Origin of the sequence: Lysobacter solisilvae (genome assembly GCF_016613535.2) — a bacterium.
GTDB classification, from domain to species: Bacteria; Pseudomonadota; Gammaproteobacteria; order Xanthomonadales; family Xanthomonadaceae; genus Agrilutibacter; species Agrilutibacter solisilvae.
This window is the reverse complement of record NZ_CP071518.1, coordinates 819,879-842,380: the sequence shown is the minus strand read 5'-3', so window position 1 is coordinate 842,380 and position 22,502 is coordinate 819,879. Positions and strand designations below refer to the sequence as shown.

Sequence of the window (22,502 nt, the reverse complement as noted above, 5' to 3'; positions counted from 1 at the left end):
CTTCTCTCCGCCGCGGCCATGGCTTACCAGCCTGAGGACAAGCAGCCCAACATCGCGGACATTCTGGAGAACCAGGCCACGATCCGCAGCGAAGCCGAGGCCCGCGTTGGCGTGTTCAAGGCGATGCCCGCGCGCCAGCGCAACGACTTGGTCACCAAGTCGTCGCTGCTCAGCAACACGCTGGAAGGCAAGCAGTGGGCGGACCTCACCGACGCCCAGCGCATCGAGGTGTTCAACACGCTCGAACAGATCAACGCCGCGCTGACCAAGGCCGAGGACGAGCGCGTCGTCTGCGAACAGAAGAAGCGCCCCGGCAGCAACATGATCATGAAGTCCTGCAAGACCGTCGCCCAGCTGCGCGAGCAGCGCGAAGACAGCCAGAAGTTCCTCGAGGAAAACGGCATCTGCAAGGGCCACCTGAACTGCGTGCCGGGTCAGTAAGCACTGCCGCCGCCGGCGTCGGGCCGGCCCCTTGCGGGGCTGGCCTGCGCGGCCCTCTGATTGCGTTCTGTGAATTGCCGGGTGCTATCCTCGCCCGCTTCCGCAGGTGCCGGGGATCGTGTGGATGAAGCGTGACATCGCGGCCCTGGCGCCGCGCCCGGAGCCCGGCTCCGAGCCTACGGTGACCGCCGACGTGGCCACCGCCGCACTCACGCGGTCCGAGTACGAACTGTTCGCGCGGGTCGGTCGCGCACGCCGCTGCTATGCGGGCGAAACCCTTTTCCGCCGCGGCGACCTGGGCACGACGATGTACGTCGTCGCGCGCGGCGCGATCGAGCTGGATTTCGGCGACGACCTCATTTCCAAGCGCCTGGGCCCGAGCGAGTTCTTCGGCGAACTGGGCCTGCTGATCGGCGACCACGCCCGCAGCGCCGACGCCGTGGCCCTGGCCGATGGCGAACTGATCGAACTGCGCCACGAGGAGTTCCAGCGCCTCGTCGACAGCGACCCCGGCCTGATCTCCCATTTCCTGCGCCGCGCGATCATGCGCGTGGTGCTCAACGAGCAGGGCCTGATCCGGCGGCTGCGCCGCCGCAACCAGGACCTGCAGTCGGCGCTGGATTCGCTGCGCGCCACCGCGCACCAGCTCAACCAGACCGAGGAGCTCATCCGCACCGACGAGCTCACCGGCCTGTACAACCGGCGCGGACTCGCCCAGCACCTGCACGACCGCCGCCGCAACGGCGCGCTGGGCGGCCTGGGGCTGGTACTGATCGATTGCGACCGCTTCAAGCAGGTCAACGACGAGCACGGCCATCTCGTGGGCGACCGCGTCCTGCAGAGCGTGGCCAGCATCCTGCGTTCGGTCGTCGGCGACGGCGACATCGCCTGCCGGCTCGGCGGCGACGAGTTCTGCCTGCTGGTCAAGGCCGACAATCGCGAAGCCGTGCTCGGCTTCGCTGATTTCATCACCACCACCACCCGCGGCCTGCTGCAGGTCCCGCGCCACAGCGAGCCGGGCGATGTCCCCTTGATCTGCACGCTCAGCCTGGGTGCCTGCCTGGTCGATGCGGACAGTGACTGGAACGACTGGTACGCCCAGGCGGACATGGCGCTGTACCGCGCCAAGCGGCTGGGCGGCAACCGCGTCGAGTGGCAGGACGCGCACGTCGCGGCATAGCCGAAAACAGGACAGGGGCAGAGGCAATGGACATGGCCGCGCAAAGCTTGGAAGCCCCGGAACCGGGTCCACGTCCCACGCCGGGCGCACCGCAGCTGCGCACGCTGCTGCTGACGGACCTGGTCGATTCCACCGGGCTGGTCGAACGCCTGGGCGACGGGCCGGCCAGCGAGTTGTTCCGCGCCCATGACCGCATGGTGCTGCAGCTCCAGCAACAGTGGCGCGGCCGGCTGATCGACCGTTCCGACGGCCTGCTGCTGCTGTTCGAGCGTCCCATCGACGGCCTCGGCTTCGCGCTCGATTACGTGCGCGGCCTGGACCGGCTGGGCGCGGAGAGCAGCCTGAAGCTTCAGGCCCGCGCGGGACTGCACGTGGGTGAAGTGCTTACCTGGCGCAACAGCGACGAAGCCGTCAGCGTCGGTGCCAAGCCGCTGGAAGTCGAAGGCCTGGCCAAGCCGATGGCCGCGCGCCTGATGGCGATGGCGCGGCCCGGACAAATTCTGGTGTCGGCCGTCGCCGAACCGCTGGCCCATCGCGCCGCCCGGGAACTGGGCGAACGCGGCCAGCACCTGCTGTGGAAGTCCCACGGTCGCTGGCGCTTCAAGGGCGTGCCCGAAGCGCAGCAGATCTTCGAGGTGGGCGAGCCGGGTGTGGCGCCGCTGCGCATCCCGCCCAACTCACCCAAGGCATGGCGCGACGTGCCGCTGTGGCGGCGTCCGATGGCGCTGGCGGCGGAAATCGCACTGGTGCTGGGCGCCACCGCCGCCTTGTGGTTCATCGGCCGCCCCGCGCCCGCCATCGCCTTCAGCCAGCGCGACTGGGTGGTGGTCGGCGACCTGCGCAACCTCACCGGACAGACCGCGCTGGACGACTCGCTCGAACAGGCCTTCCGCATCAGCCTGGAGCAGTCGCGGCACGTCAACGTGCTCAGCGACCTGAAGGCGCGCGACACGCTCGGCCGGATGCAGCGGCCGGCCGATACGGTGCTCGATCGCGCGATCGCGTCGGAAATCGCGCTGCGCGACGGCGCGCGCGCCGTCATCCTGCCGACGGTGGCCGAAGTGGGCGGTCGGGTGCGGGTCAGCGCCGAGGTGATCGATCCGCGCACGCAGACCACGGTGTATGCCCAGTCGGCCGACGGGCAGGGGGTCGAATCGGCGCTGTCCTCGATCGACAGCGTCACCGCCGCGTTGCGCGCGGACCTCGGCGAGGCGGTGAAAGCCATCGAAACCGACTCCGAGCCGCTTCCGCAGGTCACGACGGCCAACCTCGACGCCCTGCGCGCATACGCACTAGGACAGAAGGCCTTCGGCCGCAGCCAATACCCGGACGCGCTGCGCTTCTACCAGCGCGCCACCCAGCTCGATCCGCGTTTTGCGCTGGCCTGGATCGGCCAGATGCGCGTCAAGGTCGCCGAGGCCGACACCGCCGCGGCGATCGCGCCGCTGCGCCAGGCCGAGGCGTTGCGTGATCACCTGGCGCCGCGCGAGGCGATGTACCTGGACGCCTGGCGTGCGCGCTTCGAACAGCCGGCGCAGGTCACCGAGAAATGGGTCGAACTGGCCAAGCTCTATCCCGACTTCGGGCCGGCGCTGAGCAATGCCTCGCATCGCCTGGGCGTCGACAACCGCCACCGCGAAGCCCTGGCCTTCGCCACCCGTGCGGCCAAAGCGCGCGAGGTCGACGTCGCCATCGACTACGACACCATCGGCCGCGCGCAACTGGTGCTGGGTGACTACGCCAGCGCCGCCCGCGCCTTCGACCAGGCCATCGCCGGCGGTTACACGGGCAGCCTGCGGCGGCAGGCGACGGTCGCGGCCGCTCGCCGCGACTTCGCCTCCGCCGAACGCCTGCTGCACAAGGTTCCCGCCGACGATCCCTACGGCTACCTGGAACGCACCAGCCTCGCGCTGGATCGCGGCCAGTGGGCGCAGGCGCAGGCCCTGTCGGACAAGGGCCTGTCCCTGATCGGCAAGGCAGGCTTCGACGCCCATGCCTTCCATCTGCCAGCCGCGGTCGCCGACTGGCGCGCAGGAGACAACGCGCGGGCCCGCGAACATGCCCAGGCCGCGGTGACCGCCGCGCTGGCTGCCTTGGCCCAGCCGCTGGATCCCGACGCCGAAGGCAATGCGACGGTGGCGCTGGTCGCCGCGTTGCTGGGCCTGCGACTGGAGCAGCCGGCCCTGGCCGTGCAGGTGCTCGCCGCCCTGGAATCACGGGCCGACCTGATGGCGGTGCCCAACGTCAGGGCGATGACCACGGTGCTGCGTGCAGAACGCAAGCGCCGTGACGGCGACGCGGCGGCGGCCATCGCGCTGCTGGAACCGATGCTGGGCGGGAACGAACAGGTGCAGACGCGCGTGGCGCTGATGGAAGCGTACGTGCAGGCCCATCGTGGACAAGCCGCGCTCGCGCAGGCGCATTGGCTGCAGGAACGGCGCGGGCAGGCGTACGGCGAAGTGGATTGCGGCTACTGCCGGCAGGCGCTCAACATCGTCGACAGCAACGCCGCGGCCGCGATCGAGAAACAGGTGCGTGGGACGGGTTCGCAGGGGGCCGGCCGCGCAGGCGCGGCGCGAACCGGACGCTGACCGCGGGGGACCGCGCAAGCGAGGCGTCGACCGGCGGCCGGTCGACGCCCGATCAATCACCTGCGCAGGCGGCGCACCGTGTTGAGTCCGGTGTCGAGCTTCGGGGCCTGCTGGGAAAGCCCGCTGGTCAGCATCATATGGATTTCCTGGCGCGCCTGGGCAATCACGTCCTTGGAGGCCAGCTGCGCCACGACGCACTGGATCAACGGCTCCGGTTCCACGGCCGGCACCGCGCCGCAGGCCGTCATCTTCGCCGGCTCGGGGGACTGGTAGCCGATCTCGACCAGGGCGGCGCGGGGATCGTGCTCGAAGCGCGCGCGGTAGGCATCGTCGCTGCTGAGCAGGTCGAGCAGGCGGTCGGTGAGCTGCGCACTCAATGGTGCGGACATGGGCTTGGCAGACATGGATTCCCCCTGTTCGGACCCAGCGGGCCCAGTACGGGGGAATCTATCCCCGAAGCGTGAATTGAACAACCGGCGACAGCGCGGCCGCGACTGGACGAAAAGCGCAGGTTCCCGAGGGATGGCGACGCGGGCTGGGCCGATCCTGGACGAGGATGCTGGACGAGGATCCAGGACGAGTGTCCAGGACGAGGATCCTCACGACCGATCCGCTGACCCGAAGCGCGGCGAACACGAACGCAGGTCGCGACCGCGCTGGGTGGCGCCCGGCGCGCGCTACTTCCCGGCCCATGCCCCGGCAAGCACAATGATCCCCGCGTCGTCCGCCGGAGTATGGGAATGCAGGTCCGCCGTTGTGCCATCGTGTTCATCGAGCCACGCGAGGAAGTCGGCTTCGATCTCAACGACCTGATCACCGGTGGCGATGGATTGCGGCGTGGCCTGCGCTGGTTCGCCCTGGCGCCCCATCGCGGGGAGGAAGTCGAAATCGACGCCGAAGGGCGCGAACTGCTCGGCCGGATCGGCACCCTGCAGTGGATCGACGCGGATAGCCTGGGCGCGCACGCCGCGGCGGCGGTGCAGGTGCTGCTGCGCGACGGACTGCTCATCGCCGCACGGCAGCAGGACGAGGATCCGCAGTGGACGCACTGGCGGCAACGCGACGAAGCCCTGCGCGAGCGCCACTGGCATCCCCTCACCGCGGCCGCCCACGCATTCACCCGCTGGCGCGACGTGGACGCCGTCCAGAACATGGAGACCAGCCGCACCACCACGGCGCACGACATGCGCGAAACCCTGGGCATGCCGCCGACCGAGTGCGTCCGTCGCGGCGACCCAGCCCGGCAGATCGCGCTGCCGCGCGCGCAGCGCACGCAGTTCGACGACCTGCTGGCCCGGCGCGCCACCTGTCGCAACTGGGACACGGGCCGGGCGCTGCCGCAGGCGCTGTTCGCGCAGATGCTCGAGCGGGTGTTCTCCGCGCAGAGCGAAGTGCGCACCTGCGAGGACATGGCCTTCTACAAGAAGACCAGCCCCTCGGGCGGCGGCCTGCACCCCATCGAGGCCTACCTGATCGTGCGCAACGTGGAAGGGGTCGCGCCGGGCCTGTACCACTACCAGGCGCGCGACCACGCGCTGGAACCGATGCCCGCGCCGGAAGGCGACCTGCACGAGTGGACGCTGCGCGCGGTGGCGCGCCAGCACTGGTTCGCCGATGCGCACACGCTGGTGCTGCTGTCGCCGCGCTTCGACCGCATGTTCTGGAAGTACCGCCAGCACGCCAAGGGCTATCGCGTGGTGACGCTGGAGGCGGGGCACTTCTCGCAGACGCTGTACCTGTCGGCGACCGACCTGGGCCTGGGCGCGTTCATCACCGGCGGCATCAACGACGTCGTCCTCGAAGAGGCTTTCAGACTGGATCCCGTGGGCCAGGGCACGCTGGCCCTGTGTGGCTTCGGCTGGCGCGGCGAGGAAATGGTCACCGCCGAACTCGATCCGGCGGGCGAGGTGTGGCGCTTGCCCGCCGACGCGGACACGGGGCGCTGCTGAGCCAGGCCCTGCTGCCGGCGACGCGAGGCGGCCTCCTGCGCGAGGGCCCTTGGCCAGGGCGGGCCGCGCCGTGACGCCCTCCCTGCGCTGACTGCTCCGTGGCGGCGCCCGGTCAGGGAGCCGTCGCCGGAGCTTTCGGCAACTTCGCCAGCGTTTTGACCGCCACTGCGTCCAGATCCACCGTGCCGCGGTCGCGGGCGCGTATCGAGCCGCGGTACAGCGCGCGCCACAGCACCCGGATCTCGTTGGGCTTGAGCACTTCCACCATCAGGCCGCCCTGGATCATGTCCTGGGTCTGGACGGTGAACGACGGCAGGCCGTCGGCCCCTTCCGTGACGATCTGCGAACAATCGCCGCCGCTGCAGCGAATCGCGCTTTCGCCCGCGCCAGCCGGGCCTTCATGCGCCATGGACTGCTGCACGTCGCGGACGCCGACGCGATAGGCCACCGCCAGGTCCGCCTCGCGCATCCTTTCGGTGCGCGCGTAGCCCTTGGCCTGCAGGGCCTTGTCCAATGCGGCCTCCAGCCGAAGGCGCAGTTCCGGGTCCTTGGCACGCTCGTCGAACTCCACGGCCTTCTGCGCCGGCATTTCGACCCAGGCGTAGCGCCGGCCGGGCATGGTCGAAGCCGGCTTGGACACGGTGACGTACCCGGTCGGCTCGCGTTTGCGGAATGCCTCGCCGTCGAGCGGCGCCAGGCAGGCGACGACGAGGCAGCAGGTCAGGGTGGACTGCAGTGACTTCATGGCGATGCTCCGGTTCCAGCCGTGCGGGTGCCGCGGAACGAACAGGTGTCGCGATGACCAGGCGTCGATGGCAGGCCGGGCTGCTGGCCGCCCATCGTGCGGGCGAGACCCGTGGCCAGGGCGGCACTGCCGCCGCAGGTCCCCGGTGGACGCCATCCGGCCCGCTGGCGGCGCGCCGGCGCCGCGGACCGGTCATGCCGCGGTGCTTCCGCAAGCCTGCGCGATTGTGGCCCTCCTGGATATGGGACCCAGGGGCAGCGCCTCAGCCGGCACCGGCGCCCGGCGCCCAGTCCGCGCGGCGGTATCCGATGGCCTCGGAGAGGTGGACCGATTCGATCCCGGTCCGGCCGTCCAGGTCGGCGATCGTGCGCGCCACCCGCAGGATGCGATGCAGCGATCGGGCCGTCAGCTGCAGGGTGTCCACGGCGCGCTCCAGCAGGGCGTCGTCGCCGGCCGCCAGCCGGCAGGTGGCATTGGTCTCGGCCTGGTCGAGCCGGGCATTCGCCTTGCCGCCCCGCGCCTGCTGCGCGGCCCGTGCCCGCAGCACCCGCTCGCGCACCTGCGCGCTGGATTCGCCAGACGGGGCGTTGTGCCGCAGTTGCGCGGGCGGCAGCCGCGGGACTTCCACGTGCAGGTCGATGCGGTCCAGCAGCGGCCCGGAAATGCGGCTGCGATACCGGCGGATGGCGTCGACGCCGCAGCGGCAGCGTCCGCTGGCATCACCGGCCCAGCCACAGGGGCAGGGATTCATCGCGGCCACCAGCTGGAAGCGGGCCGGGAACTCGCTTTGCCGCGCCGCGCGCGAAATGGTCACCACGCCCGACTCCAGCGGTTCGCGCAGCACCTCAAGGGCCCGGCGGTCCCACTCGGGCAACTCGTCCAGGAACAGCACCCCGTGGTGGGCCAGCGAAATCTCGCCTGGCCGGGGCTGCGAGCCGCCGCCGACCAGCGCCACCGCGCTCGCGGTGTGGTGCGGCGCCCGGAAGGGGCGCTCGCGCCAGCGCGCCGGATCCAGGCCGCGGCCGCTTACCGAGGCGATGGCGGCCGATTCCAGTGCTTCATCCTCGCTGGCTTCCGGCAACAGCCCCGGCAGGCGCGAGGCCAGCAGCGTCTTGCCACAGCCGGGTGGGCCGACCAGCAGCAGGTGGTGCCCACCCGCGGCGGCGATCTCCAGCGCCCGGCGCGCCTGGATCTGTCCGCGCACGTCCGCCATGTCCGGGCCGCTGTGCGTGCTGGTCGGAAGTCGGACCGCGGTGGGCAGGGCACGACGCCCGTCGAGCATGCCGCACACCTCCAGCAGCGTGCGCGCGGTGCTGACCTCGACCCGCGTGGCCAGCGCCGCCTCGGCGCCGTTGCCCGCCGGGACCACCAGCTTGCGGCCGGCGTCGGCCGCGGCCAACGCCGCGGGCAGCACGCCGTCCACCGCCCGCAGCTCGCCGGTCAGGCCGAGTTCGCCGAGGAACTCGTACTGCGACAGCGCGTCCAGCGGGATCTGGCCACTGGCCGCGAGGATGCCCAGCGCGATGGGGAGATCGAAGCGCCCGCCTTCCTTGGGCAGGTCGGCCGGGGCGAGATTGATCGTGATCACGCGTGCGGGAAATTCGTACTGCGCACAGGTGATGGCCGCGCGCACGCGGTCCTTGGACTCGCGCACGGCCGCTTCCGGCAGGCCGACGATGGACATGCGGGGCAGTCCACCGGAGAGATGGACTTCCACCCGCACTGCGGGCGCACGGACGCCCGTTCGCGCACGTCCGTGCACGAGTGCCAGGTTCATGGCGGAAAACTCAGTGGCGCTGCGTGTCGACGGCGGACGCGCCGCCCAGCCGCTCTTCCAGCTGCGCGACCGTGCGCTGCAGTTCCTCGAGTTTCTCGCGCGTGCGCAGCAGCACCGCGCGCTGCACCTCGAACTCCTCGCGGGTCACCAGGTCCAGCCGCGACAGCCCGGACTGCAGGACGCTCTTGAAATTCTGCTGCAGTTCCTCGCGGCCCTCGCGCACGCCCGGCGGCACCAGGGCGCTGAGGCGGCGGGCGAGGTCGTCCAGGTGGCTCAGGTCGATCATGGCAAGGGTCTCCTTCGGCGGCGGTAGGCGCAGGATCGCGCCGGGCGCGGGGCGACGCAGTCGGCGTGCGGCCCGGCGCACGGTAAGAATCGTCCGAAACTGTCCGTCCGGACGGCCCGGCGGGCTTCGCGTGACCCGCGCGTCGCACTCCACCGTCCGGTGCGCCGGCCCGGCTGCGCCAGATTGTAGCCGCGCCCGGTGAACAGCACGCCCGGTGAACAGCGCGTCCGGTGAACAGCGCGCCCCGTCATGCGGTCGCGCCACCGCTTCGACGCGGTGCGCCCCGGCGGTATCCTGCGTGCATCCACAGGAGACAGTCGATGAAGATGATCATGGCGGTGATCAAGCCGTTCAAGCTGGACGACGTGCGCGAGGCCCTGGCCGACGCGGGCGTGGCCGGCATCACCGCCACCGAGGTCAAGGGCTTCGGCCGCCAGAAGGGCCATACGGAGCTCTACCGCGGCGCCGAGTACGTCGTCGATTTCCTGCCCAAGATCAAGCTGGAAGTCGCGGTCACCGACGAGCAGGTGGACGCCGTGGTCGAGGCCATCATCAAGGCCGCCGGCACGGGCAAGATCGGCGACGGCAAGATCTTCGTCTGGGACCTGGAGCGCGTGGTGCGCATCCGCACCGGCGAAATGGACGCCGACGCGCTGTAGATCGGCAGCGCCGCCAGGCCGCGCTTCAGGCCTCCACTTCCACCCGGTTGCGGCCCGCGGCCTTGGCCCGGTAGAGCGCGGCGTCGGCGCGATCGATCACGTCGCCCAGTGCGTGGTCGTGGGCCTGCAGCAACGCCAGGCCCAGGCTGATGGTCACGCGGATGTCCGCCGCGATGTCCGACAGGTCCAGGCGCTCGATGCTCTCGCGCAGGCGTTCGGCCACCTGCATCGCATGGTCCGGCGCGGTGTCGGGCAGCAGCACGACGAACTCCTCGCCGCCGATGCGCCCCAGCAGGTCGCCCTGGCGCAGCGCGGCCTCGCATTCGCGCACGATGCGCACCAGCACGCGGTCGCCGCAGGCGTGGCCGTGGTTGTCGTTGATGCGCTTGAAGCAGTCCAGGTCGAAGGTCAGCACCGACAGCGGCTTGTGGTCCGCGCGGGAGCGGCTGACCGCCTCGGCCGCGGCGGCTTCCAGGTGGCGCCGGTTCGCCACGCCGGTGAGCGCATCGGTCAGCGCGAGGGCATGGATTCGGCGCGTGCGGCGATGCTGCTGGACCAGCACGATGACCAGCCCCACCAGCAGCAGGCCGAAGCTGACCAGCGCGGCGGCCTGCCAGCGGTTCGCGCGGCGGATCATCGCCAGCTGCTTCTGCTGGTTGCGGCGCTCGGACTGCAGCTGCGCGTTCTGCAGGTCGCGGCGCGCGGTGTCGAACTGGTACTGCAGCAGCAGCGATTGCTGCGTGCGCGCATCCTCGTTGAGCTTGCGTCGCCCGCTGCGTTCCAGCTTGAGGTCGTTGAGCGCGGCGCGATAGTTGCCCAGCGCTTCCTGGCTCAGCGATCGGGCGGCGTACAGGTCCACCTGGTAGCGCAGGTTGGGGTCGATGTCGAAGGCGCGCCCGGCTTCCAGGTACTGCGCGATCGCGCCGGCATGGTCACCGCGGCCGGCATGCACCTGCCCGCGCACCAGGTGCAGCATGCCTTCGTTGGAACGGTCGGCCAGGCGGTCGAAGCCATCGCTGGCGGCCGACAGGGCCAGCTCGGCCGCATCCCATTGGCCTTTCTTGACGAGCACCGACGCCATGCCCAGCTGGGCCGCGGCGGCGTCGTATTCCAGGCCGTGCTGGAGGGCCAGCGCCGACACGCGCCGCAGCACGGCCAGCGACTCGTCGAGCCGGCCCAGGTCCTCGTGCAGGAACGCGGTCTGCAGCAGCCCGATGGTCAGCGTGCTCCAGTAGCCTTCGCGTTCGGCGAAGGCCACGCTCTGGCGCAGGTATTCCAGCGCTTTGGCGTGGTCGCCCATGCGCCGGTAGGCCACCGCGATGTCCTGCAGCGCAGCCTCGGCTTCCTTCTTCAGGCCCGCCTTGGACAGCGCACGCTGCGCGTCGAGGAAGTCCCCCAGCGCCGCGGCCTGCTCGCCGACCAGCGAGCGCAGCCCGCCGCGGTGCGCCAGCGCCTGGGCCAGCAGCCGCGGATCCTCATGCTTGCGGGCGAGGGCGAGCGCGGCCTCCACCGGGACGATCGACTGGCTGACCAGTCCCGAGCCATCGATGTAGTGGCCCTCGCACAGGAGGAAGCGGATCTGCGAGCCCACGTCCTGCAGGCGCCGGGCGTCGCTCAGGCCCGCGCGCGCGTAGGCCAGCCCGCTGGCGGGCGGGCCCAGGTCGTCGTAGTCGCAGCGGAAACCGCGCAGCCGCAGTTCGCGCATCGCGTCTTCGCGCGGGCGCAGGGCATCGAGTTCCTGGACCACCCCGCGGATTTCCTGCGGGCTGGTGATGACCCGGTCGCCGCGTTCCACCGCCTCGACCAGGCGGTCGAATGCGACGGGGTCCGGTCCGGGCGTGCGCGCCTGGGCCGGCACGTCCTGCGACGCGAGCCAGCCCAGCGCGAGCAACATCGGAAGCAGCCCAAGTCCGCGCAAGACATCCCCCCGGATCCAGCGCATTACCGTCCAGGTGGAAAATACGTCCAGCCGGCACCGTAGCACAGCGCCCCGGGCCGACCTGCGACCGGGGACACGCCTTGAAGACGGCCGGCTTACCCGTCCAGCCCCGCGGCGACGAACGGCGGCAGCGTCTGCGCGCCCCGGTGGATGTCGGCGCTGTAGTAGCGCGTGTCGAACAGCTTGGCGCGGGCGTCGCCGTCGCGGAACTCGAAGCCGCCGGACTTGCGGGCCAGGGTGCACGACCACCACCCGGTCGGGTAGCACGGCTGCGGGAACGGCAGCGTCTGGAAGGTGGCAAAACCCGCCTTGCCCATCTCGCCGCGCATTTCGCGGATCAGGTCCAGCAGCACCAGCGGCGATTCGGACTGCTGCACCAGGATGCCGTCGTCCTTGAGCGCGCGGAAGCACGACTCGTAGAAGGCCTTGTTGAACAGCCCCTCCGCCGGGCCGACCGGATCGGTCGAATCCACGATCACGATGTCGACGCTGCCCGGCGCACAGTTGGCCATGTAGGCGATGCCGTCGTCGAACAGCAGCTGCGCGCGCGGGTCGTCATTGGACTCGCACAGCTCGGGGAACCACTTCTCGGCCATGCGCGTGACCTGTTCGTCGATGTCGCACTGGACGGCCTTTTCCACGCCCGGGTGCTTGAGCACCTCGCGCAGCGTGCCGCAGTCGCCGCCGCCGATGATCACGACGTGCCTGGGGCTGGCATGCGTGAACAGCGCCGGGTGCGACATCATCTCGTGGTAGAGGAAGTTGTCGCGCGTGGTGAGCATCATCGCGCCGTCGATGAGCATCAGGTTGCCCCAGTCGGTGCTCTCGAAGATCTCGATGAACTGGAAGGGCGACTGCACCTCGTCCAGCTTGCGGGTGATGCGGTAGCCGATGGCCGATCCGGCGCGGTCGAAATTCTCGTAGTGCCAGGAGGTGGCGGTGGTCATCGTGGGCATTCCCGTGGGGCAGGTGGGGCGCGGATTGTAGCGAAAGCCTCCGCAGGGCCGGGTCATCGCCTAGGATGGCCGCCTCCGCCCGGCCGGGCGGCGACAGGAGGCGACATGGCGTCACGGCACCGGCACGCGGCCCTCGTCGCGCGGCTGCAGCAGCAGATCGAGCACTCGCCGGGCCTGTACCGGTTCAAGCTGGCCGCCGTCGCGGCGGTCGGGTATGCGGTGCTGCTGCTGGTCCTGGCCTTCGGCCTCGGCCTGCCGCTGATCGCGCTCGGCCACCTGCTGTTTTCCGGCGAACCGCTGGGCTATGCCCATGCCTACCTGATCCTGGTGCCCGGCGTGCTGGGCGTGATGGTCTGGCGCGCGCTGTGGATCCGCTTCGAAAAGCCCGCCGGCCAGGAGCTGGCGACGGAGCAGGCGCCGGCATTGTTCGCCCGGGTCGAGCAGCTGCGCGCGACCACCGGCGCGCCGCCCCTGAAGGGCATCGTGATCGACGGTGAGCTCAACGCGGCCGCCGCCGGCGTGCCGCGCGCGTGGGGGCTGGCCGGCCACGACCTGTACCTGGTGCTGGGGCTGCCGATGCTGCGGCTGCTCGACCCGGCCGAGCTGGACGCGGTGATCGCCCACGAATTCGGCCATTTCGGCCAGCGCGACCAGGCCTTCTCGGGCTGGATCTACCGGGTCCGCCTCAGCTGGGCACGCGTGCTGGAGGGGATGGCATCGCGCGGCGGCAACGTCGGGCTGTACCTGTTCTATCGCTGGTACGTGCCCTGGTTCAACGCGTACAGCCTGGCGCTGGCCCGCCACCACGAATACGGCGCCGACGCGGTGGCCGCGCGGACGACCTCGCCGCAGGCCGCCATCAGCGGACTGACCCGCCTGGCCGTGGCCGAGCATTGGCTCGACCGCGACTTCCGCCCGCGCCTGGAAGCGCGCATGCGCGCGCAGCGGCACCCGACGGCGGGCCTGCAGGCCGACCTTGCCCGCGCGCTGGCCGAAGTACCGGCGCCGGATCCCGCGCGCCTGTCCGCGCTGGGCGAACGTCCTGCCGGTCCCGACGACACGCATCCTTCGCTCGCACAGCGCGCGCGGGCACTGGGCGGGGCGCCCGCGCTGCGCCCGCGCGACGGTGACGCGGCGACCCACTACCTGGGTGCGCATGCGGACGCGATCGGCGCACAGCTGGACCGCGCCTGGCGCGAGCACGTGCGCCAGGCGTGGCAGACACACTTCGACGCCACGGCGAGCGAGCGCGCCCGCCTGGAGGAGCTGGAGCGGCGCCTGGAGCTCGACGCCGCCGCGCATCTGGAGCGCGCCCAGCTGGTAGAGCGCCTGCGGCCGGAGCTCGACCCGCTGCCGCTGTACGAAGCCGCGCGCCAGCACGCGCCGGACAGCGCGTTGCTGCTGCTGCGCACCGGCCTGCTGCTGCTGCGCCGCGGCCAGTGGCAGACGGGCCTGGCGCAACTCGAGCAGGCCATCGCGCGCGACGCCGCGGCCGCGGGCGAGGTGGCCGCGGAGCTGGCGAGGGCGCGCCTGGACCCGCACCTGCCGGCCGCCGCCGCGGCGGCGATCGCCACGATGGCGGCAAGCCTGCCGCCCGTCCTCGACGTCGACGCTGCCGGCGACGATGCGTCCGACGCGAAAGCGCCCGACGAGCGCGCGCTCCAGCCGCACGACCTGTCCGTCCAGGCCCTGGACGCGCTGGCGCGCACGCTGGCCGGCGAGCCGCGGGTCGTGCGCGCATGGATCGCCTGCCAGCGCGCTGCGCTCGCCGAAGCCCGTTCGCACTACGTGCTGCTGCTCGACTACCGTGGATCGGTGGCCAGCGAGCCCGCCGCGCTGCGGCGGCTGCAGGCCGCCATGGCACTGCCGGGTCCGCACACGCTGTTCACCAGCAGCGACCGCCGCGCACTGGCCTCGCGCGTGCGACAGGCCTGCGCCGTGCCCGTGTACGAGCGGCCGCGCGACTGACGTCGACAGGGCGTTGGCATCCCGGCGGCGGGCAGGCCCTACAATGCGTGTCCGCTCTCAACTACCCGGACGCACGCCCATGACCGCCTGGTCGCTCGACCACGCCCGCAGGACCTATTCGATCCCACACTGGTCGGAGGGCTACTTCGATGTCGACACGGCCGGGCGCATCACCGTCGCGCCGCGTGGGGCGCAGGGGCCGCACATCCCGTTGCCCGAAGTGGTCGACAGGGCGCGGGCGCAGGGCGCCAAGCTGCCCCTGCTGGTGCGCTTCCCGGACATCCTCGGCGATCGGTTGCGCAAGCTGCAGGGCGCGTTCACCCAGGCGATGACCGACTGGGATTACGCCGGCGGCTACACCGCGGTCTATCCGATCAAGGTCAACCAGCACGCGGGCGTCGCCGGCACGCTGGCCTCGCACCACGGCGACGGCTTCGGCCTGGAAGCAGGCAGCAAGCCCGAGCTGATGGCGGTGCTGGCGCTGTCGCGTCCGGGCGGCCTGATCGTCTGCAACGGCTACAAGGACCGCGAATACATCCGGCTGGCGCTGATCGGCCGCAAGCTCGGCCTGGAGACCTTCATCGTCGTCGAGAAGCCCTCCGAGCTGCCGCTGATCATCGAGGAAGCGCGCGCGCTGGGCGTCAAGCCCGGCCTGGGCGTGCGCATGCGCCTGGCCTCGCTGGGCGCGGGCAAGTGGCAGAACAGCGGCGGCGACAAGGCCAAGTTCGGGCTGTCGCCGCGGCAGGTGCTGGACCTGTGGAAGGAGCTGCGCGACGCCGGCCTGGAAGACTGCCTGGGCCTGCTGCATTTCCACATGGGTTCGCAGATCTCCAACGTCCGCGACATCGCCAACGGCATGCGCGAAGCCACCCGTTACTTCGTCGAGCTGTCCGTGCTCGGCGCGAAGGTGCGCTACATGGACGTCGGCGGCGGGCTGGGCATCGACTACGAGGGCACGCGTTCGCGCAGCTACTGCTCGATCAACTACGGCGTGAACCAGTACGCCTCCAGCATCGTGCAGCCGCTGGCCGAGGCCTGCGAGGAATACGCGCTGCCGCCGCCGCGCATCGTCACCGAATGCGGCCGTGCGATGACCGCGCACCATGCGGTGCTGGTGGCCAACGTCAGCGAAGTCGAACAGGCGCCCGAAGGCCGCGTGCCCGACCAGCACGACGACGAGCCGGCGGTCATCCGACACCTGCGCGAGATCCATTCCGAGCTCGACCAGCGCCCGGCGATGGAGCTGTTCCACGAGGCCCAGCACCACCACAGCGAAGGCCTGTCGCTCTACGCCCTGGGCCAGATCGACCTCACCCACCGCGCCCGCATCGACGACCTGTTCTACGCCATCGCGCACGCCGTGCGCGCGCGCCTGAGCTACGACGAAAAGAGCCACCGCGACCTGCTCGACGAACTCAACGACCGCCTGGTCGACAAGTACTTCGTCAACTTCAGCGTGTTCGAGTCGATGCCCGACGTGTGGGCGATCGACCAGGTCTTCCCGATCGCGCCGATCGAGCGCCTGGACGAGGCGCCCACGCGCCGCGGCGTGATCGCCGACATGACCTGCGACTCCGACGGCATGATCGAAACCTACGTGGAGACCGAGGGGCTGGACAGCTCGCTGCCGCTGCACGAGATGAAGCCCGGGCAGTCGTACCGGCTGGGCTTCTTCCTGGTCGGTGCGTACCAGGAAATCCTCGGCGACATCCACAACCTGTTCGGCGACACCGACGCGATCGAGGTGCACATCGACGGCGACGGCTACGCGATGAGCCAGCAGCGCCGCGGCGATACCGCCGATGTGATGCTCGACTACGTCGGCTACCGGCTGTCCGACCTGCGCGCGCAGTACACCGCCAAGGTCGCCGCCGCGCACCTGGCGGCCGACGAGGCCGCGCGCCTCAATGCCGCCCTGGAAGCGGGCCTGACGGCCTACACCTACCTCAGCGACGAACCGCTGGGCTGAGCCACGCCGCCGGCCCGCGCCGGCGGGCGTCGGGAGCGGAGGGTTTCCCGGGCGGCGGCATCGCCGTCCGGTTCGTTGTGGCCCGAGCGTCACTCCAACGTTGTGGATGTGCCGCCGGTCCGGGTGGCGATGGCCGGCGGTAACCGGCGTCACGGCGGTCGCGCGTGCGACGGCCCACTGCCATCGATCGGGCGATGCTGCGATCATTTGCGCACTCCGTCGACTTTCCTCGCGCGACCCCTGGCAGTGCGCCGGACGCCGCGCGGGTGCCGCGGACATTCCCTCCACTTCCACCTGCAAGGACGCTGCATGCGTATCCCCGGTCTCGACCTGTTGCGCGCGATCGCCATCGCGTGGGTCATGCTGTTCCATTCCTTCCTGGTCGGTGGCCTGGGCGAGCAGTGGGACTGGCTGTCGCGTTACGGCTGGATGGGCGTGGACCTGTTCTTCGTACTCAGCGGCTTCCTGATCGGACACCAGGTGCTCGCGCCGCTGGCCCGCGGCGAAACGTTTTCGTTCCGCGACTTCTACCTGCGCCGCGCCTTCCGCATCCTGCCGGCGTTCTGGGTGGTGCTGGCGGTATACCTGCTGGTGCCGGCCTTCGCCGAAGCGCCCGCCATGGAGCCGGCGTGGAAGTTCCTGGCCTTCATCGTCAACCTGGACATCGACTACGCCAACAACGCGGCCTTCTCCAACGCCTGGTCGCTGTGCGTGGAAGAGCATTTCTACCTGGTCTTCCCGGTGCTGGCCTGGGCGATGGTTCGCCGGTCCTCGCCGCGCGGCGTGCTCGCGCTGTGCGTGGGCCTGGTGCTGGCCGGCATCGCCGTACGCAGCGCGGTCTGGCTGCACGACACCGCCACGGCGCCGGCGCGGAACTGGTTCGTCGAGGACATCTACTACCCGACCTGGTGCCGGTTGGACGGCCTGCTGGCCGGCGTCGTGCTGGCGGTGGTGCGGGTGTTCCGTCCCGGCCTGTGGGAGTGGCTCTCGCAGCGCGCCAATGCCGTGCTGGCGGCCGGCGTGCTGGTGATGGCGCTGGCGCTGTGGCTGTTCCGCGAACGCACCGGCCTGCTGGGCAACTCGATCGGCTGGCCGGTGTTGTCGACCGGACTGGCCCTGCTGGTGTGCGCCGCCGCCCAGCGACACGGCGCGATCGGGCGCTGGCGGGTGCCGGGCATGGCTTGGCTCGCGGCGATTTCCTACAGCCTGTACCTGGTGCACAAACCGGTGTTCCACCTGGTGGGCACCTACTGGGGCGAAGCGATCGCCGGTCGTGGCCTGCTGACCTTCGTCGTCTATGCCGCCGCGTCGCTGGGCGCCGGCGCGCTGCTGCACTACCTGGTGGAGCGGCCGGGCCTGGCGCTTCGCGGACGCCTGCTGTCGCGTCGGCGTCTGGTAGCGGAAGCCGCCCCGGCGGCATGAGGTGATCGCGCGACACGGATCGCGCGCAGGGGCACGCGTCAGCAAGCGCGCATAAGTGATCGCGCGTCAGTGATCGCGCGTCAGTGATCGTGGATCAGTGATCGTGGGTCAGCCTTCGCGCGCGATCTGGAACCCGGCGAAGGACTGGCTCACCGGCATCATCTCGAGGCGGTTGATGTTGAGGTGCGGCGGCAGCGTGGCGATCCAGTAGATCGTGTCGGCGATGTCCTGCGCGGTCATCGGGTGGGCGCCGCCGTAGAGCGCGTCGGAGGCCGCCTGGTCGCCGTGCGTGCGCACCAGGGTGAACTCGGTCTCGGCCATGCCCGGTTCCAGCGTGGTCACGCGCACGCCGGTGCCGTGCAGGTCGCTGCGCAGGCCCAGCGAGAACTGGCTCACGAAGGCCTTGGTGCCGCCGTAGACGTTGCCGCCGGTGTAGGGGTAGTTCGCGGCGGTGGAACTGATGTTGATGATCGCGCCGCGCCGTTCGATCAGTGCCGGCAACACGTGGCGGGTGAGCGTCACCAGCGCGGTGACGTTGGTGTCGATCATCGTCTGCCAGTCGGTCAGGCTGGCGCGCTGGGCCGGTAGCGTCCCCTGCGCCAGGCCGGCGTTGTTGACCAGCAGGTCGATGCCGGCGAAATCCGCCGGGAGGGCGCCGAGGGCAGCCTGCATCGCGGTCGCGTCGCGCACGTCGAAACAGGCGGCATGCGCGTGCGCGGCGCCGAGTTCGTCGGCGAGCGCCTGCAGGCGTTCGGCGCGGCGGCCGGTGATGATCACCCGCCAGCCGGCCGCGACGAAGCGGCGGGCGGTGGCGGCGCCGAAGCCGGAGGTGGCGCCGGTGATGAGGGCGGTGCGGCTGGCGGTCATTGCGGGGAATCCTGAGGGGGCTGCGCAGGCAGGGCGCCTCGCAGGGCACGCCATTGTGCGTCGCCGGGCCGGTGGCAGCGACGTCGTGCGCCGGACTGCAGCGAGGCGGGACGATCCAGGTCGAGCTGGGCATGCCGCCAGTCCACGCCGCAGGCGGGGCCGGGCGTCTGCGTCGGCACGGGCACGCCCTGGGCGTCCAGCAACATCGCCGCCGCCAGCCAGGTGCCGGCCACGTCGGGATGGCCGTCGCCAGGCAGCAGCAGGGACGGGCGGATCTGCGGCGCGACCCGGCCGATCGCGGCGCCGACATCCACCACGGGCAGGTCCAGGGCCGCGGCCATCACGCCGACCTGGGCGCTCAGGGCCTGCTGGATCGCGGGCAGTGTCTGCCAGGTGGAAAACCACACCGGCCGCGCGTGGTGCGCGCGGACGAGGGTGACGGCCTCGGCCAGCGCCTGGGGCATGTCGGCGCAGCGCGCGTCGCCGGACGGGCACATCGGCCAGCCGCCCAGGTCCTGCAGGACGACCATGTCGTAATGCCGAGCATCCAGTTCGCGCGCCAGGGCGCCCGCGGCGAGGTGTTCGCGCAGCGTGGCGCCACCGCGGGCCAGCATCTCCACTTCCACCTGCAGTTGCGGACGCGCCGTGCGGTGCAGAGCCGCGTACGTGGCCGGCAGGTCGTTGTAATAGGACAGGCTGTTGCCGACGAAGAGGACGCGCCAGACCGGATCGGCCGCCTGGGCCTGGCCGGGATTGCACAGCAGCAGGGTCGCCAGCAGGCCGCAGAAGCCGATGCTTCGCAGCCGATGTGCGATGAGCCTCATCGTGCGCGGCACCGACGCGCCGGCGGCGCAGACGGTCGCCCGGCGACGGTTCCGCCGACGCGCGTCATTGCACCTTGATGGCCAGCGCCGGCAGTCCGCCGGCGGAGAGCTTGCGCTTGGCTTCGGCGAGGTCGCTGGCCGAGCCGTAGGGCCCCATGCGCACGCGGTAGACCGTCTTCCCGCTGATCTTCGCCGACTCCACCCGCGCGCCCAGGCCCAGCAACGCGATGCGGGCCTTCAGTTCTTCCGCCTGGCCGGAGGCCTCGAACGCGCCCGCCTGCAGCAGGTAGCGGGTGGTGTCGCTGGCCGGTGCCGTGGGCGTGATGGTGGACGCCTTGGGCGAGGTGGACGACATCGCCGCGTTCGTCACCGTGGCCGACGCCGTGGTGGTGGGGTTGGCCGGGCCCGCGCTGGTGGCGGCCGGGCTGGGGGATGCGGTGCCCGTGGACGCGGTGCCGGTGGGCTTGCCGTCGTCCGCGTCGACCGGCTTGGGCAACGCGGTGCCCGCCGGTGTCGAGGCCTGGGCGGCCTGCGCCTGCGCCTGGCGTTGCTGCGCTTCGCGGCGCTGGGCTTCGGCGCGCTCGGTCGCGGCCAGCTCGGCGTCGCTCAGCGGGACTTCCTTGCCGGGCAGCAGGGTGTAGAAGTCGTACTCCTCGTCCTGCTCGGCGCCCTTGTCCTTGCCCTTGCCCTTCGCCGGCGCGTCGGCCTTGGCGGTGCCGGTCGATTCGGTCACCGGACCTTCGGGGGCGACGGCGTCCTCGTCGCCGGTGACCGGGACGGGTTCCGCGTCGGGATTGGGCTGTGGACGGAAGAAGCCGTCGCCGTCGCCCTTGATGAAGCGCGGGGCGACCAGGATCACCACCACGGCCAGCAGGATGCCCAGCACCAGCCAGGCCCAGCCCGGGATCGCGTCGTTGCCGCCGCCGTTGTTGCGTCGCGCCTGCGACTTGCCACGCTTTGCTGCCAAAGTGCCTTCCTCGAATGCTGCAGGGCCGCGCCCACGATGCAGGCGGACGACCCGTCACTGGAACGGTTGCCGGAAACGGGTGCCTGGAAAACGTTGCCCCGGGATTCCCGTGCGGGAAGCGCCCGCCCGGGAAGACTTCTCCCGGGACACTTTCGCCCAGGGCTGGCGCGAGTGTAAGTCGATTGGCGACGCCGTACCGGCGTCGCGTCGTTCAGCTGCGACGCCCGTGCCGGTCGGACGCCGCGGCGGGTTACATCACCTCGGGCGCGCCCACGCCGAGCAGCGCCAGGCCATTGGCCAGCACCTGGCGGGTCGCCAGGGCCAGCACCAGCCGCGCGTCGCGCAGGTTGGCGTCGTCGACCAGGAACTGGTGGTCGTTGTAGTAGGTCTGGAAGGACTGCGCGAGCTCGAGCAGGTAGGCCGCGATCTGATGCGGTTCCAGGTCGCGCCCGGCGGTCTCCACCACGTCGGGATAACGCAGCAGCGTGGCGATCAGCTCGCGCGCGCTCTCGTCCTCGACGTCCAGTGGCTGCGCCAGGCCGTTGGCGGCATCGAACCCCAGTCCGCGTTCCCTGAGCTGGCGGGTGAGGCCATGCATGCGGGCATGGGAGACCTGCACGTAGTACACCGGGTTGTCCAGCGACTGGCTGCGGGCGAAGTCGATGTCGAAGGTGAGCTGGGAGTCGGGCTTGCGCGCGATCAGGAACCAGCGCACCGCATCGCGGCCGACTTCCTCGATCAGGTCGCGCAGGGTGATGTAGCCGCCGGCGCGCTTGCCGAGCTTCACTTCCTCGCCGCCGCGCATCACCGTCACCATCTGGTGCAGCACGTACTCCGGCCAGCCCGTCGGGATGCCGCAGTCCAGCGCCTGCAGGCCGGCGCGCACGCGGGCGAGCGAGCCGTGGTGGTCGGCGCCCAGTTCGGTGATCGCGCGCTCGTAGCCGCGCTGCCACTTGCTGCGGTGGTAGGCGATGTCCGGCACGAAATACGTGTAGGTGCCGTCGGACTTGCGCATCACGCGGTCCTTGTCGTCACCGAAATCGGTGGTGCGCAGCCACAGCGCGCCGCCTTCCTCGTAGGTGTGGCCGTGGGCGACGAGCTCGCGCACGGTCTCTTCCACCTTGTTCTGCGTGTACAGCGAGGATTCCAGGAAGTAGACGTCGAAGGACACGCCGTACGCGGCAAGGTCCAGGTTCTGTTCGCGCCGCAGGTAGGCGACGGCGAACGCGCGGATGGCGTCGAGGTCGGCCGGATCCTTCGCGCCAGTGACGACGTGGCCGTCGACTTCGACGCTGTCGCCGCGCAGGTAGGCCTGGGCGACATCGTTGATGTACTCGCCGCGGTAACCGTCCTCCGGCCAGCCCGCGTCGCCCGGCGCCGTACCCCGCGCCCGCGCCTGCACGGAGATGGCCAGGTTGTTGATCTGCACGCCGGCGTCGTTGTAGTAGAACTCGCGCGCCACGGCCCAGCCGTTCGCGTCGAGCACGCGGGCGATGCAGTCGCCGATCACCGCCGCGCGGCCGTGGCCCACGTGCAGCGGACCGGTCGGGTTGGCGGAGACATATTCGACACCGGCCCGGTGGCCCTGGCCCGAGTCGTTGCGCCCATAGCGCGCGCCCTGCTCCAGCACCTGGCCGATCTGCCGCCGCCATGCACTCTCGGCGACGTGGAAGTTGATGAAGCCCGGGCCGGCGACCTCGACTTGGCCCAGCGCATCGTTGGCCGGCAGCGCATCGACCAGCGCCTGCGCGATGGCGCGCGGGTTGGAGCGCGCCGGCATGGCCAGCAGCATCGCCGCGTTGGTCGAGAAGTCCCCCTGGCCGCGGTTCTTGGGACGCTCGATGACGAACTCGGGCGTGGCGAGGTCGGCCGGCAGGGTGCCGGCGGCGCGCAGCGAATCGATGGCCTGCGCGACGAGCGCGCGGAGAGTGGATTTCACGGGGTTTTTCGGCGTTCCAGCGG

General features: G+C 71.0%; 18 protein-coding genes. 8 read left to right on the top strand and 10 right to left on the bottom strand.

The genetic code is table 11. From position 1 onward, the window contains the following. The first annotated feature begins 18 nt into the window (after positions 1-18). The 3 genes from I8J32_RS03795 to I8J32_RS03785 all read left to right on the top strand — a co-directional run bounded on the left by I8J32_RS03795 (position 19) and on the right by I8J32_RS03785 (position 4,212). On the top strand, positions 19-441 hold the full coding sequence (locus tag I8J32_RS03795) for a hypothetical protein (RefSeq protein ID WP_200615028.1): 423 nt from the start codon (positions 19-21) through the stop codon (positions 439-441). A 124-nt stretch (positions 442-565) separates the two neighbouring features. Then, on the top strand, positions 566-1,621 hold the full coding sequence (locus tag I8J32_RS03790; protein ID WP_200615029.1) for a GGDEF domain-containing protein: 1,056 nt from the start codon (positions 566-568) through the stop codon (positions 1,619-1,621). A gap of 32 nt (positions 1,622-1,653) precedes the next feature. Beyond that, the gene (locus I8J32_RS03785; protein WP_200615030.1) at positions 1,654-4,212 is read left to right on the top strand and encodes a putative peptide modification system cyclase; all 2,559 of its coding nucleotides are present in this window, start codon (positions 1,654-1,656) and stop codon (positions 4,210-4,212) included. Between the two features lie 56 nt (positions 4,213-4,268). Here I8J32_RS03785 and I8J32_RS03780 read toward each other — a convergent pair whose 3' ends face one another. After that, positions 4,269-4,616: an NHLP-related RiPP peptide gene (locus tag I8J32_RS03780; RefSeq protein WP_200615032.1), complete on the bottom strand. Its 348-nt coding sequence runs from the start codon at positions 4,614-4,616 to the stop codon at positions 4,269-4,271. A gap of 336 nt (positions 4,617-4,952) precedes the next feature. On the opposite strand from I8J32_RS03780, the gene I8J32_RS03775 reads away from it, so the two are divergent. Continuing rightward, positions 4,953-6,161: a putative peptide maturation dehydrogenase gene (locus tag I8J32_RS03775; RefSeq protein ID WP_200615034.1), complete on the top strand. Its 1,209-nt coding sequence runs from the start codon at positions 4,953-4,955 to the stop codon at positions 6,159-6,161. A 112-nt stretch (positions 6,162-6,273) separates the two neighbouring features. Here I8J32_RS03775 and I8J32_RS03770 read toward each other — a convergent pair whose 3' ends face one another. The 3 genes from I8J32_RS03770 to ubiK all read right to left on the bottom strand — a co-directional run bounded on the left by I8J32_RS03770 (position 6,274) and on the right by ubiK (position 8,969). After that, positions 6,274-6,906: a DUF4136 domain-containing protein gene (locus tag I8J32_RS03770; RefSeq protein ID WP_200615036.1), complete on the bottom strand. Its 633-nt coding sequence runs from the start codon at positions 6,904-6,906 to the stop codon at positions 6,274-6,276. Positions 6,907-7,168: 262 nt separating this feature from the next. Beyond that, the gene (locus I8J32_RS03765) at positions 7,169-8,683 is read right to left on the bottom strand and encodes a YifB family Mg chelatase-like AAA ATPase (RefSeq protein WP_200615037.1); all 1,515 of its coding nucleotides are present in this window, start codon (positions 8,681-8,683) and stop codon (positions 7,169-7,171) included. A gap of 10 nt (positions 8,684-8,693) precedes the next feature. Further along, entirely contained in the window at positions 8,694-8,969 is a 276-nt protein-coding gene (ubiK, locus tag I8J32_RS03760; protein WP_200615039.1) for a ubiquinone biosynthesis accessory factor UbiK, read from the bottom strand. A gap of 320 nt (positions 8,970-9,289) precedes the next feature. Here ubiK and I8J32_RS03755 point away from each other — a divergent pair, with 320 nt between their 5' ends. Further along, positions 9,290-9,628: a P-II family nitrogen regulator gene (locus tag I8J32_RS03755; protein ID WP_200615041.1), complete on the top strand. Its 339-nt coding sequence runs from the start codon at positions 9,290-9,292 to the stop codon at positions 9,626-9,628. Between the two features lie 25 nt (positions 9,629-9,653). On the opposite strand, the gene I8J32_RS03750 is transcribed toward I8J32_RS03755, so the two are convergent. After that, positions 9,654-11,522, bottom strand: a complete 1,869-nt coding sequence (locus I8J32_RS03750; RefSeq protein WP_200615043.1) for a GGDEF domain-containing protein — start codon at positions 11,520-11,522, stop codon at positions 9,654-9,656. Positions 11,523-11,662: 140 nt separating this feature from the next. Beyond that, positions 11,663-12,514 (bottom strand): polyamine aminopropyltransferase, encoded by an 852-nt coding sequence (speE, locus tag I8J32_RS03745; RefSeq protein WP_200615045.1) that lies wholly within the window; start codon positions 12,512-12,514, stop codon positions 11,663-11,665. Between the two features lie 114 nt (positions 12,515-12,628). Here speE and I8J32_RS03740 point away from each other — a divergent pair, with 114 nt between their 5' ends. The 3 genes from I8J32_RS03740 to I8J32_RS03730 all read left to right on the top strand — a co-directional run bounded on the left by I8J32_RS03740 (position 12,629) and on the right by I8J32_RS03730 (position 17,882). After that, positions 12,629-14,491 carry a M48 family metallopeptidase gene (locus I8J32_RS03740; RefSeq protein ID WP_200615047.1) on the top strand — a complete coding sequence of 621 codons (1,863 nt, stop codon included), beginning with the start codon at positions 12,629-12,631 and terminating at the stop codon, positions 14,489-14,491. Between the two features lie 79 nt (positions 14,492-14,570). Then, a complete protein-coding gene (gene speA, locus I8J32_RS03735; protein ID WP_200615049.1) occupies positions 14,571-16,460 on the top strand; it encodes an arginine decarboxylase in 1,890 nt (629 codons plus the stop codon). 309 nt (positions 16,461-16,769) lie between these two features. After that, a complete protein-coding gene (locus tag I8J32_RS03730; protein WP_200615051.1) occupies positions 16,770-17,882 on the top strand; it encodes an acyltransferase family protein in 1,113 nt (370 codons plus the stop codon). A gap of 108 nt (positions 17,883-17,990) precedes the next feature. Here the strand turns inward: I8J32_RS03730 and I8J32_RS03725 are convergent, their stop codons facing one another. From I8J32_RS03725 to argS, 4 genes are all read right to left on the bottom strand, one after another. Further along, positions 17,991-18,749 carry an SDR family NAD(P)-dependent oxidoreductase gene (locus I8J32_RS03725; protein WP_200615053.1) on the bottom strand — a complete coding sequence of 253 codons (759 nt, stop codon included), beginning with the start codon at positions 18,747-18,749 and terminating at the stop codon, positions 17,991-17,993. Then, the gene (locus I8J32_RS03720; RefSeq protein ID WP_200615054.1) at positions 18,746-19,573 is read right to left on the bottom strand and encodes an SGNH/GDSL hydrolase family protein; all 828 of its coding nucleotides are present in this window, start codon (positions 19,571-19,573) and stop codon (positions 18,746-18,748) included. Before I8J32_RS03720 ends, I8J32_RS03725 begins: the two co-directional genes overlap by 4 nt. 64 nt (positions 19,574-19,637) lie before the next feature. Continuing rightward, on the bottom strand, positions 19,638-20,540 hold the full coding sequence (locus tag I8J32_RS03715) for an SPOR domain-containing protein (protein WP_200615056.1): 903 nt from the start codon (positions 20,538-20,540) through the stop codon (positions 19,638-19,640). 250 nt (positions 20,541-20,790) lie between these two features. After that, positions 20,791-22,479 (bottom strand): arginine--tRNA ligase, encoded by a 1,689-nt coding sequence (argS, locus tag I8J32_RS03710; protein ID WP_207526761.1) that lies wholly within the window; start codon positions 22,477-22,479, stop codon positions 20,791-20,793. Between the last annotated feature and the right edge of the window lie 23 nt (positions 22,480-22,502).